11 protein-coding genes are annotated in these 11,779 nt (G+C 40.2%); 4 read left to right on the forward strand and 7 right to left on the reverse strand.

Annotation, left to right across the window (positions count from 1 at the left end; all coding sequences use genetic code 11):
• Positions 1-20: 20 nt before the first annotated feature.
• The 3 genes from ACLCDV_RS05435 to ACLCDV_RS05445 all read right to left on the reverse strand — a co-directional run bounded on the left by ACLCDV_RS05435 (position 21) and on the right by ACLCDV_RS05445 (position 2,495).
• Positions 21-647, reverse strand: a complete 627-nt coding sequence (locus ACLCDV_RS05435; RefSeq protein WP_046674002.1) for a bifunctional nuclease domain-containing protein — start codon at positions 645-647, stop codon at positions 21-23.
• 115 nt (positions 648-762) lie between these two features.
• Entirely contained in the window at positions 763-1,737 is a 975-nt protein-coding gene (locus ACLCDV_RS05440; protein ID WP_411973077.1) for an electron transfer flavoprotein subunit alpha/FixB family protein, read from the reverse strand.
• A 20-nt stretch (positions 1,738-1,757) separates the two neighbouring features.
• Entirely contained in the window at positions 1,758-2,495 is a 738-nt protein-coding gene (locus ACLCDV_RS05445; protein ID WP_153846577.1) for an electron transfer flavoprotein subunit beta/FixA family protein, read from the reverse strand.
• Between the two features lie 400 nt (positions 2,496-2,895).
• Between ACLCDV_RS05445 and ACLCDV_RS05450 the strand changes: the two genes are divergently transcribed.
• Together ACLCDV_RS05450 and ACLCDV_RS05455 are read left to right on the forward strand one after the other, a co-directional pair.
• Positions 2,896-3,228, forward strand: coding sequence for a tetratricopeptide repeat protein (locus ACLCDV_RS05450; protein WP_333576622.1), 333 nt, complete (start codon positions 2,896-2,898; stop codon positions 3,226-3,228).
• A gap of 84 nt (positions 3,229-3,312) precedes the next feature.
• Positions 3,313-3,732 (forward strand): copper resistance protein NlpE, encoded by a 420-nt coding sequence (locus ACLCDV_RS05455; RefSeq protein WP_075991319.1) that lies wholly within the window; start codon positions 3,313-3,315, stop codon positions 3,730-3,732.
• Between the two features lie 597 nt (positions 3,733-4,329).
• Here the strand turns inward: ACLCDV_RS05455 and ACLCDV_RS05460 are convergent.
• The 4 genes from ACLCDV_RS05460 to rsmI form a co-directional block, all read right to left on the reverse strand.
• Complete coding sequence (locus ACLCDV_RS05460) at positions 4,330-5,466, reverse strand: cysteine desulfurase family protein (RefSeq protein WP_411973078.1); 1,137 nt, start codon at positions 5,464-5,466, stop codon at positions 4,330-4,332.
• Between the two features lie 217 nt (positions 5,467-5,683).
• A complete protein-coding gene (gene lnt / locus ACLCDV_RS05465) occupies positions 5,684-7,306 on the reverse strand; it encodes an apolipoprotein N-acyltransferase (RefSeq protein ID WP_411973079.1) in 1,623 nt (540 codons plus the stop codon).
• Positions 7,307-7,329: 23 nt separating this feature from the next.
• Positions 7,330-8,037 (reverse strand): PH domain-containing protein, encoded by a 708-nt coding sequence (locus ACLCDV_RS05470; RefSeq protein WP_286768370.1) that lies wholly within the window; start codon positions 8,035-8,037, stop codon positions 7,330-7,332.
• Positions 8,038-8,073: 36 nt separating this feature from the next.
• The gene (gene rsmI, locus ACLCDV_RS05475; protein WP_083663502.1) at positions 8,074-8,739 is read right to left on the reverse strand and encodes a 16S rRNA (cytidine(1402)-2'-O)-methyltransferase; all 666 of its coding nucleotides are present in this window, start codon (positions 8,737-8,739) and stop codon (positions 8,074-8,076) included.
• Positions 8,740-8,829: 90 nt separating this feature from the next.
• On the opposite strand from rsmI, the gene ACLCDV_RS05480 reads away from it, so the two are divergent.
• On the forward strand, positions 8,830-9,903 hold the full coding sequence (locus ACLCDV_RS05480; protein WP_145330286.1) for a class I fructose-bisphosphate aldolase: 1,074 nt from the start codon (positions 8,830-8,832) through the stop codon (positions 9,901-9,903).
• Between the two features lie 312 nt (positions 9,904-10,215).
• Complete coding sequence (gene serS, locus ACLCDV_RS05485) at positions 10,216-11,487, forward strand: serine--tRNA ligase (protein ID WP_317668168.1); 1,272 nt, start codon at positions 10,216-10,218, stop codon at positions 11,485-11,487.
• The last annotated feature ends 292 nt before the right edge of the window (positions 11,488-11,779 follow it).

The raw sequence follows: 11,779 nt of genomic DNA on the forward strand, positions 1-11,779 counted from the left end.
TTTCGCTTTAATGAAAGGAGTTATTTTCTTTTGGAAATCTCATCCCTAATCAATGCAGCCTGCTCGTAGTTTTCTTCGGTCAATGCCTGATTAAGTGCTTGCTCCAGTTGCTCATCTGTCAACGAGGAGAAAGGATTTTGTGGGGATTTTGAAGGTGTTTTTTCTTCGACCTCAACAACACTTGGATCCTGAACTTTATTGGATTTGTCTAGGTTTTCCAAAAATGCAAACTCATGTCCCTCAATGATAATTCCAGCAGAGGACATAATAAATTCGTAGGCATAGATCGGAGCTTCAAACCGTACAGCCAGTGCAACGGCATCGGATGTGCGGGCATCAATCTCGACAATCTTGTTGCCGTCGGAACAGATAATTTTAGCATAAAATATCCCTTCAATCAGATTATAGATCAGTACTTCAATGAGTTTAATACCAAAAGAATCTGCAAAAGATTGAAATAGGTCGTGTGTCAGCGGACGACTAGGAATCATTTTCTCTATCCGAATAGCAATAGCTTGAGCCTCGTGGCTGCCGATAATGATGGGCAATCTTCTGTTGCCCTCCACTTCTCCCAATACAAGAGCATAAGCCCCAGATTGCGTTTGACTATAGGATAAACCAACGATATCTAATCTGATTTTCTTCATTTTAATTCCAAAGCGGTCTACAAACTTAGATAAATTTGCTTTTATATGCAATTATAACAAATAAAAACTCCCCATTCATTTTGGATAAATGGGGAGAATATATCGGATGAAAGCTTTAAATACCTTTGTAAGCCTTCAATGCCTGCGTTAATTTCGGAACAACGTCGAAAGCATCGCCTACAATTCCATAATCGGCCACTTTGAAAAAGGGTGCTTCTGGATCTTTATTGATGACAACGATTGTTTTAGAAGAGCTTACTCCCGCCAAATGCTGTATTGCTCCGGATATACCGATAGCAATGTATAGATTGGGGCTAACAACAATACCTGTCTGGCCCACGTGCTCCGAGTGCGGGCGCCAGCCTGCATCGGATACGGGTTTTGAACATGCTGTAGCGGCACCGAGGACGTCTGCAAGTTCTTCCACCATACCCCAGTTTTCAGGTCCTTTTAAACCACGGCCTGCGGAGACCACGATTTCAGCTTCCGGCAGGGAAACTTTGTCTGTTGCTCGAACAATCTCTTTGACCATCGTTGTGAAATCTGTTTGGTCAATATTCGGAGCAAAAGTTTCGACAGTTGCGCTACCACCGGTCTCTTTTGTTTCATATGCATTTGGACTTAGTGCGATGACCTTTATATCCGAGGATAGTTCGAGTGTAGCGAACGCTTTATTGGAGAACGCTGTTTTTTTGACAGTCAGTCTGTCGCCATTGATTTTCGGCAATTCGAGTGCGCCATCGGCCAGACCAGCCTCTAATTTGGCTGCAATACGTGGTGCGAGTCCCTTACCTGAGAATGAGTTGGACAGCACAAGTATTTTTGAACCGGTACTTTTTACGGCCTCAGCAATGATGCTTGCATACGCTTGGTTTACAAAAGAAGCGAGTCGCTCATTGTCGACATTTAATACTTTGGAAGCACCGTACTTGCCCAAGCTGGCAAGTTCGTCTCCGGCGACATTTCCAATTGAAATCGCAACAAGATCAGTCTGTATGTTATCGGCGATGGATTTTGCATAAGAAACAACTTCAAAAGCAGATTTTTTGAATTTTCCATCGGTATTTTCTACATATACGAGTATAGACATGGTGTTTTAGCGTTTAAAGATTAAATAACTTTAGCTTCGTCGTGAAGAAGAGAAACTAATTTTTCTACCTCGGCAGCGTCAACAAGTTTGACCGTACCGCGCGGAGCTGGTGTCTCATAGCTGACAATGTGTTCAAGAACGTCTATAGCGGAAGGTTCCAGCACATCCAATGGTTTGGTCCGCGCACTCATAATACCACGCATATTAGGTATTTTTGGCTCGGCAACACCTTCTGCTGTACCAATGACGATTGGCAGCTTTGCTGTCAATACTTCTTTTCCACCTTCAATCTCGCGCTCAACTGTGACTGCGTCGCCCGCAATGTCGACTTTTTTGGCAATGGAAACAGAAGGGATATGCAGCAGCTCTCCAACGATTGCCCCCACTTGAGCACCGTTATAGTCAATGGATTCGCGGCCAGTTAAAATTAAGTCAAATGCATTATCTTTGGCATACTTTGCTATCTGATTAGCAACAAACCAAGCATCGCGTGGAGCGGCGTTAATCCGTACAGCGTTGTCTGCGCCAATTGCCAATGCTTTTCGAATGGTTGCATCTGTCGATGCATCGCCCACATTGATGACAGTTACGGTTCCTTTTCCACCTTCAGCCAACTCAACTGCTTTGGATAAAGCAATTTCATCATAAGGGTTTATAATGAATTGTACACCAGCTGTATTAAATGCAGTGTTGTCATTTGTAAAAGTGATTTTGGATGTAGTGTCAGGGACATTACTTATACAAACTAATATTTTCATATACGATTGGTTTTACTCAAACTTACCATATTTTCTTTCAATTAAAAAGCGCTAAGGCGTTTTAAATTCTGTTAAAGAGTGGACTTGTGATTTTGATGAATTTTTAATTTTATTAGTTATTTATATGTATTTTTTTGATGTGATATGATATTTAGGTGTTTTGTTGTCTTTTTTGTAATTTTTTATTTTAAATAGCCGGTTTTTGACATTGGATTTATTGCGTCAGTAAATTGTCATTTTATATGCCAGCATAGTAATTTTAGAAAGCATCGCAGCGCATTCGGGGGACCTGTTTATAAAAGGCTTTTGTACGGCATGGAGAGAAGGGGGATTATTTAAGGGGATATACAATTAAATTGCATATAAAATGCAATTTGTCTAAGTTTGAAAGAAAAAAGATATGTCGACACGATTGGATCAACTGAATGAATTTTTGAAGGAGAGCCCCGAAGATCCTTTTTTAAAATATGCAATTGCAGCTGAATATCTCAAGCAGGAAGATGAACAAGAGGCTATGTTGAGATTCGAGAATTTAGTACATACGAATCCGGATTATGTAGGAACGTATTATCATTTGGGTAAATTGTACGAAAAATTAAATAAACAGGAGTCCGCGATTGATACCTATAGATCCGGAATTGAGATCGCTCGCAAGACGCGTAATTTCCATGCTTTGGGCGAGTTACAAGGTGCATTGTCCTTCTTGACAGATGAGGATGAAGATGATTTTTAATCTTTTCTAAATTTTTGGTATTTAATTTGTTATGAATTTATTGGTGTAACTGTTAGATGCTGATTTTTTTGAATTTGGAATGAGATGAAAAGGTTTATTTGGATTGTGGGTTTGTTGTTGACAATTGGAATGGTGGGATGTGATAATCCCAAACAAAGTGTTGCGGTCTATAAAGATAATTTACAGGACCTAAAAGGTAGGGATAAGGCGGAAGTAGTGATTGGTGAATACAAAGGTGTCATGCCTTGTGCGGATTGTGATGGTATAGAAACACTTATTTCATTGCATGCTGACAACACCTACCAATATTCATCTAAATACCTTAATAAAAGTGATGATGTGTTTATGCGTGAAGGAAAATGGAAATTGGATGGTAACATCATTACACTGGACGGCGTTGACTATAAGTTCAAATTAGGAAATCGGATACTCAGTCAGTTGGATCTTTCCGGAAATGACATTACGGGAGATATTTCCAAATATTATGTTTTGACAAAAAATTGAATCTAGCATAAAAATGTATGAAGAATGAAAAAGCCGAATCTATTTTCGGCTTTTTTATTTTTTTGAAATTATTCACTTTTCTCTGTAGTACAATCTTTAAATTGGGATTATACTGAAAGTTTTCTTCCCTTCTTCTTTTTAATTTTTAATCGTAGCAAGTTAGGATCAAATAGGCTATTTTAACAGTGCTTGTTCAGTGCTTGTTCAGTGATCGTTCAGTGCTCGTTCAGTGCTTGCTCAGTATAAACTGAATAAGGAGTGACTAATTACTGTCTAAAAACTGATTGAAAATTGTTCTTAGGTTTAAGTTGGTAGGATGCCGTATAAGTTCAGGAAGTATAGGTTCAGGTAATTATGGTAATTGTCGAAAATGGGTGGCGTACGTATCCAGAACAGTTCAGCGAAGACAAATATGCCGTGTAACTTACTGTTGGATGAGGAAGTCCCCTCACTCTAGCTTGCGGCTCTGATAGCGCGCTGGAGCAAGATTAAACTTATCTAATTCAATGTAGCGCTAATTAAGAATTCTTGCTTGAATTTTTAATTAGCGCTACATTGAGCGATTTTATTCGTTGTCGACTGTCAACTATTAAAATATTAGTTGTTTTTAGAGCAAAGTTCTTTTAACGTTGCTACGACGAAGTCAACTTCTTCTTTGGTGTTATGCTTGCAGAATGAAAAACGAACTGAAGGTCGTTCCGAGCTGGATTTTATTGCGCCCAATACATGCGAGCCTATATCTGTTCCTGAACTGCAAGCGCTGCCACCAGAGCAGGATATACCCGCAATATCCAGGTTGAATAAAAGCATGTCGGCAAGGTCACTGCAAGGGAAAGAAACATTCAGTACGGTATACAGTGATTTTTCCGGTTCAATAACACCATTAAAATCAATCTCGGGGATTGCTTTCTGCAACTCGTCGATCATGTAAGATTTGAGTCCTTGAATATAAGCTTGGTGTTCTTCCATGTGCTCATAGGCAAGTTCTAAAGCTTTGGCAAGACCCGCTATTCCATAGACATTTTCTGTTCCACCACGCATGTTGCGCTCTTGTGCTCCACCATAGATTAACGGTTTAATCTTGTTATTCGCATTGATGTAAAGAAAACCAACTCCTTTTGGACCATGGAATTTATGGGCAGCTCCTGTTATAAAATCTATTTTAAGGTTACCAAGGTTATGTGGATAATGCCCCATGGTCTGTACAGTGTCCGAATGGAATATCGCATTATACTTTTGGCATAACTCGGAGATACGTTGAATATCGTTGAGATTTCCGATCTCATTATTGGCATGCATAATGGAAACAAACGTACGCGGATTGGTACTTAAAAGTTCTTCCAGTTGGTTGAGATTTAAATTACCTTTTTCGTCAACTTCCAACAAATCTAGTTGCACTTTGCCGGCTTTTTCTAGCTCCTCTAAGGTATGTAATACGGCATGGTGCTCAATAGGTGAGGTGATGGCATGGGTTATCCCAAAGTCGGCGATTGACCTAACGATGGCCATATTGTCGGCCTCGGTTCCACCCGATGTAAAGAAGATCTCTGCTGGAGATACATGAAGTAGATTGGCAATCGTTTTACGTGCTTTTTCTACAATTGTTTTTACTTGTCGTCCGTGACTATGGATAGAAGATGGATTTCCAAAGTTATTGTTCATCACATCCACCATTACTTTTATTACTTCAGGATCTAAGGCTGTAGTCGCTGCATTATCAAAATATACTTGCATGCTGCAAAATTACAAATCTCCAAAGTAAATTAAAGGTATTAAATGACTTATTTTTATCATTTTATTTTCCTAATTATAGCTGATAGGCGTTGGCGTGCCGGGGTCTCATCAGAATTAGGTTCTTTTTGCCGAGGAAGGTATAGGATTAGTGCTTTCCCATTCTGATACAGAAAAAATAGCGCCAAATTACTATTTCAGTTTGGCGCTACTTTTCAATTTAGATAAGTTCTTTTTTTCGTCGGACCACGATGAGTATCACAAGTCCGCCCATTGCGAGCGCCAAGCCCAAATAGGCTGCAATATCACCTGCTTGCGTGTAGACAGTAATTTCTTCATTTAAATTAATTTCCTGATTTAGGGCTGCAGGCTGCCACCATTTAGTCTGTTGTACAATATCGCCACGTTGATTGATAAAGCCTGAAATCCCCGTATTTGCCGATCGGGCAACCCAGCGCCTGTTTTCAATCGCACGCAGTTTGGCATACTGTAAATGCTGGTCTTTACCCGAAGTATTGCCCCACCAGCCATCGTTGGTGATGATCGCAATAAACTGAGCGCCTTTTTTGACGTATTTGGAAACATAATTGCCCCAGATGGATTCATAACAGATTACGGGTGCGGCACCAATACCGCTTTGGGCATAGAATACCGAAGGTTCAGCCTGTTTTCCATAGCCACCTGTCGTACCGCCGAATGCCTTGAATAGTGGTTTCAGGAAATTCATCGCTGCACCAAAAGGCATTTGCTCTACGCCAGGCACGAGTTTGGACTTATGGTAAAACTGAAGTTTGGAGGAATAATCGATTAATGTTGCAGCATTGAAATTATCCTGGTATACATTAGGAGCTATTTCACGCGCAGTAGGTGTTTTTGCATAGTTGTACAACTGATAGCTTTCAATACCTGAAAGTACATTCCCATTTTTATATTGATCTAAAAATTTTAAAATGCGCTGGTAAGAAAAGGTTTCCCTAAAGTTTTCCTCGTCAAAATCGCCGTTCTGTGAAAGTGCAGTTTCAGGCCAGATGAAAAACTCCGTATTGGGTTTGGCGACTGAATTTGATAAGGCGAATAAGGTGTTTAATTGTTCCTCGGGACTTAAATTGAATTTAATATAAGGGTCAATATTCGGTTGAACAACAACAATCTGTGCAGGATTCTGATGTTCTTCGTAGTTGAAGTAACGTATCAACGAGTAGGTGCTGGGAACCAACAATATAGTCGCCAAAGAGGCAATCGGGACAATCTTATGTTTGATGGGATAAAGTCCTTTTCCATTGAGGTAAAGTGTAAATACCAAGATATTGACGAGCCAGATCCATATTGTTCCGCCATAGACCCCTGTGATGTCGTACCATTGGATCAATTGGTGGAAACTTGCGAAACCATTGCCTAAAGTCATCCACGGGAAGGCTAAATCCCAGGATTCGTGTAGAAATTCATAGCTTATCCAGAATCCCATTAATCCGAAAAGGGATAATAGGATGTTCGTTTTGCGTCGTAATTGCCCATATAGCCTGAAAGCCAGTGCCATTAAAGCGGCTCCAAGACAAAAAGGGATCAGACTGATGACAACAGCTGCAAAAGGCGGCATAACTGCTGAAATGGAGTTGTATACCCAGTAAATAGAAGCCGTGTTCCAAACAACAGCCGTGAGTCCCGCCGTAAGAAATACTTTACGGCCTTTTCTTTTGAATGTTTCACTGCGGATAATGTTTTCTACAGCAATCAGCAAAGGCACAAACCCAATAAATAACAATGGACTGGAATAGGGGATTGGTGGCCAGCCCAACCACAATAAAAAGGCACTTAAAAGTGCCAGTAAATAGTTGTTTTTCACGCTATATTTTCTCCCATTTATGATTATAAACTGGATAAAACTTCTCTCTTTTTACTCTCGTATTCCTCTTGGGTAATCAATTGTTTGTCGAAGAGTGTTTTTAATTTTTTGAGCTTTAAGGTAATTTCATCATCTTCCTCTTCTTTAACGGGTGGAGCGGGCGGGATGTTTGGTACCGTTGGCGCTGGCGGAGTTACTGGTGCCGATACAACAGGTTGAGGTGCCGCCGGAGCCGTAACTGCTGGCTGAAGCGGTGCATTATTTTCTGGTCGTTCGATAATCACTTCCTTCGCAACTGTTGGAGCAATGACTATTTTCTCTTTTTCGGCCGCCAATTCCGCTTTTTTATAGTTTTCAAGGGCGGCTTTAATATATTGATACAATTTCCTAGCCTGAACTTTAGGGATATAGTCTATGCTTAAATTTTCGCCCGTAAATGGAATAACCGTAACTTTTGAACCGAATATTTCTTCCTTGAAGGCAATATCCTTGATATCTTGCCAACCGAAGATTTCAAAATCAGTAGCCAGACCCAGTTTAGTAAATTCGCACATAAATATGCGCTTATTACTGATGGTGATACTATCTGGTAAAATAGTAACTGCAGGTTTTTTTTGAACTGCAATATAATCTATTTTTTCCCCTGGAGTAAGCATATCTTGGACTTTAGTAACCAATTTTTCAATGATTTTTATGTCCTGCCCGTCCTGTGCAAATTGTTCCATGTTCATGTCAAATACTTTTTAATACCTAAAGATTGTCAAAATTTATTCCAATCCTGCTACACAAAATACAAATTCTCCTTTAATCGGATTGTTTTCAAAGTGTAATTTTAAATCAGTTAATGTTCCGCGAACATTTTCTTCATAGAGTTTGCTTAGTTCGCGCGATATCGAAGCTTGTCTTTCTGCGCCAAAAACTGTGATAAATTCTTCGATGGTTTTGAGAATACGATGTGGCGACTCGTAGAAGATCATCGTTCTTTTTTCCTCTGCCAAAGCTTTTAAGCGCGTTTGCCTTCCTTTTTTTACGGGTAGAAAACCTTCAAAGCAAAAACGGTCATTGGGAAGCCCCGAATTGACAAGGGCAGGTACAAAAGCTGTTGCTCCTGGTAAGCATTGCACTTCGAGCCCTTCTTTGATGGCCTCACGTACCAGCAAAAATCCCGGATCTGAGATCGCCGGTGTCCCTGCATCCGAAATCAAAGCAATGTTTTGCCCTTCTTTCAGGAATTTAATGATTTCAGATACCGCTTTATGTTCATTGTGCTGATGATGCGCAAATACTTTTTTGTCGATTCCAAAATGCTTTAAAAGCGGAGCGCTGGTCCTTGTATCCTCTGCTAAGATGAGGTCCACTTCTTTCAGGACATTGATCGCACGGAACGTCATGTCCTCCAGATTGCCAATAGGTGTTGGAACTAAATATAACATGGTCAAAGTTAAGTTTTTTTTGCTATATTCAATGTTAAAACATTCTGTGCTTTTTGAAGTTCTATTTATAATAAATGCTAAGAATACATTATGCAATACATTGAAAAAATTCAAGCACACTTAGGTGCTGAAGCGAGTTATTTGTTAGAATTCGATCGACCCGCAGTTTCCAAATCAATGCTTCACCTGCCGGCGGCAAGTTTTATCGATCAGGTCTATACTTCGAGTGATCGCAGCCCGCAGGTCTTGCGGAGTTTGGGGCAACTTTTTGGAACGGGACGGTTAGCCAATACTGGCTATCTTTCGATATTGCCTGTGGATCAGGGAATCGAACACAGTGCAGGGGCCTCTTTTGCACCAAATCCTCAGTATTTTGATCCGGAAAATATTGTCAAGCTAGCTTTGGAAGGAAATTGCAATGCCGTGGCATCTACCTTTGGTGTTTTAGGAGCTGTTGCCCGAAAGTATGCACACAAGATTCCGTTTCTGGTTAAAATCAATCATAATGAACTATTGACCTATCCCAATCGAGCCGACCAGATCCTGTACGGAACGATTCGTGAAGCCTGGAATATGGGAGCCGTCGCGGTAGGGGCGACCATATATTTTGGATCTGAGGAATCAGACCGTCAGATTATCGAAGTTGCCAAAGCATTTGAAGAAGCACATTCTCTGGGGATGGCGACCGTATTATGGTGTTATCTGCGCAACTCGGCTTTTAAAGTCGGTGATAAAGATTACCATTTAGCGGCGGATCTTACCGGACAGGCCAATCATTTGGGCGTAACGATCAAAGCGGATATTATCAAGCAAAAACTACCCGAATTGAACGGTGGCTTTAAAGCATTGAATATGGGTAAAAGCAGTTATGGAAAGCTGGATGAACGCATGTATACGCAGCTTTCTTCCGATCATCCTATTGATTTGTGCCGCTACCAGGTACTTAATTGCTTTGCCGGTCGGGCTGGCTTAATCAATTCTGGTGGGGCCTCGGGACAGAATGATATCCAGGAAGCTGTAAAAACTGCGGTTATCAACAAGCGTGCAGGCGGCACCGGGTTGATATCTGGCCGTAAGGCTTTCCAAAAGCCAATGAATGAAGGCGTCGCATTATTACATGCTATTCAGGATGTTTATTTATGCGATGAAGTAAGCATTGCTTAGCAAATGTACATCACAATGAGTTCGTCAGGTTGAATCCAACGACAAGGTTGTCGTATAGATCGAATTGTAGAGCGTATCGATTAGGTGCCTAATGGATACGCTCTTTTTATGGATCATGGGTTGTAAAAATCGATACCATGGAGGACTAGTCTTCCATAGCCTGCTGGATGTTAGCCGATGCGGTGTGATGGAAATAGAGCGCCGTAAAGCAGTCAAAAAGCCTTTTGGATGGTGCTTTAGGAATAAAATTGCTTGTAAATAAAGGCAAATTTATCTAAGTTTGTTCACTATTTTAAATAACACATTTATATTATGTTGCAATTAAATTATATCCGTGAGAACAGGGATACGGTAATCGAAAGATTGGCTGTCAAGCATTTCAAGGAAATTGGATTGGTCGACGAAATCATCAGTTTAGATGAAGATCGTCGTAAGATCCAATCGGAATCTGACGCACTTTCGGCAGAGGCTAATGCGGCGGCAAAACAGATTGGAGATCTGATGCGCCAAGGAAAAAAAGAAGAAGCTGAAACCGTTAAATCCAAATCCTCGGGATATAAGGAGCAAGTGAAGCAACTTTTGGAACAATTGGGTACCATTGAAGCCGAATTGAATGAGAAGATCGTACAATTACCTAATTTACCGCATCAATCCGTTCCAGCAGGTGTAAGTGCTGAGGACAACGAAGTAGTTTTGAACCATGGCGAAATCCCGGCTTTGTCGGAGGATGCATTGCCGCATTGGGAATTGTTGAACAAATATGATATTGTTGATTTAGAGCTTGGTGTAAAAGTTGCCGGTGCGGGTTTTCCTATTTATAAAGGTAAAGGCGCTAAATTGCAACGCGCACTGATCAATTTCTTTTTGGATCAGGCAGCAGAAGAAGGATACGAAGAAGTACAGGTGCCCATTTTGGTCAATGAAGATTCTGCATTTGCTACGGGACAATTACCGGATAAAGAAGGACAGATGTACTATGTGGGTAACGACAATCTGTATTTGATCCCTACAGCCGAAGTTCCCGTCACCAACATTTATAGAGACGAGATTGTAAAAGAAGGGCAGTTTCCAATCAAACATTGTGCTTATACACCATGTTTCCGTCGTGAAGCAGGTTCTTATGGCGCACATGTACGTGGATTAAACCGACTGCACCAATTTGACAAAGTGGAGACGGTACAGATTGTACATCCTGAAAAGTCTTATGAAGTGCTAGAAGAAATGAGTTTATACGTACAGCGTCTTTTGCAGAAATTAGAGCTTCCTTACCGTGTATTGCGCCTTTGCGGTGGAGATATGAGTTTTACTTCTGCATTGACCTATGACATGGAAGTGTATAGTTCTGCTCAGAAACGCTGGTTAGAGGTATCTTCCGTTTCCAATTTTGAAACTTATCAGGCGAATCGTTTGAAAGTCCGTTTTAAAAATGCCGATGGAAAGATGCAGTTGGCTCATACATTGAACGGTTCGGCATTGGCTTTGCCACGTATTGTGGCAGCGATATTGGAGAATAATCAAACAGAAAAAGGAATTAAAATACCTGCAGTTTTGGTGCCTTATACCAAATTTGAATACATCGATTAAATAACAATAAATAAGTCGTCTTTAGACTTATTTAATATGCATATGAAAGACGCTCAGCCTGAGAAGGTAGAGCGTCTTTTTTTTGTTATAACTCGATTTTAATATGTTTAGAATCATTATAAATTACATGTAGTTTTAATACAAAAAAATAATAGTATAACATGTTAACGTTTTCTTATAACATTGTTAATGTTTTGTTAATTATGGTTCATTCCGTATAAAATTCTGTTTGAAAATTGTTTGATGAGTTTTTATTCTAAAATGCTTCTTTTGTAACAATTTGTAAAATTGT

The organism is Sphingobacterium sp. Lzh-3 (assembly GCF_046764375.1).
In the GTDB taxonomy this organism is placed as follows: domain Bacteria; phylum Bacteroidota; class Bacteroidia; order Sphingobacteriales; family Sphingobacteriaceae; genus Sphingobacterium.

Excerpts from the sequence above, each read along its gene's own strand:
- ACLCDV_RS05435 (WP_046674002.1), bottom strand. The coding sequence starts at position 647 with ATGAAGAAAATCAGATTAGATATCGTTGGTTTATCCTATAGTCAAACG.
- ACLCDV_RS05440 (WP_411973077.1), bottom strand. The coding sequence starts at position 1,737 with ATGTCTATACTCGTATATGTAGAAAATACCGATGGAAAATTCAAAAAA.
- ACLCDV_RS05445 (WP_153846577.1), bottom strand. The coding sequence starts at position 2,495 with ATGAAAATATTAGTTTGTATAAGTAATGTCCCTGACACTACATCCAAA.
- ACLCDV_RS05450 (WP_333576622.1), top strand. The coding sequence starts at position 2,896 with ATGTCGACACGATTGGATCAACTGAATGAATTTTTGAAGGAGAGCCCC.
- ACLCDV_RS05455 (WP_075991319.1), top strand. The coding sequence starts at position 3,313 with ATGAAAAGGTTTATTTGGATTGTGGGTTTGTTGTTGACAATTGGAATG.
- ACLCDV_RS05460 (WP_411973078.1), bottom strand. The coding sequence starts at position 5,466 with ATGCAAGTATATTTTGATAATGCAGCGACTACAGCCTTAGATCCTGAA.
- ACLCDV_RS05470 (WP_286768370.1), bottom strand. The coding sequence starts at position 8,037 with ATGAACATGGAACAATTTGCACAGGACGGGCAGGACATAAAAATCATT.
- rsmI (WP_083663502.1), bottom strand. The coding sequence starts at position 8,739 with ATGTTATATTTAGTTCCAACACCTATTGGCAATCTGGAGGACATGACG.
- ACLCDV_RS05480 (WP_145330286.1), top strand. The coding sequence starts at position 8,830 with ATGCAATACATTGAAAAAATTCAAGCACACTTAGGTGCTGAAGCGAGT.
- serS (WP_317668168.1), top strand. The coding sequence starts at position 10,216 with ATGTTGCAATTAAATTATATCCGTGAGAACAGGGATACGGTAATCGAA.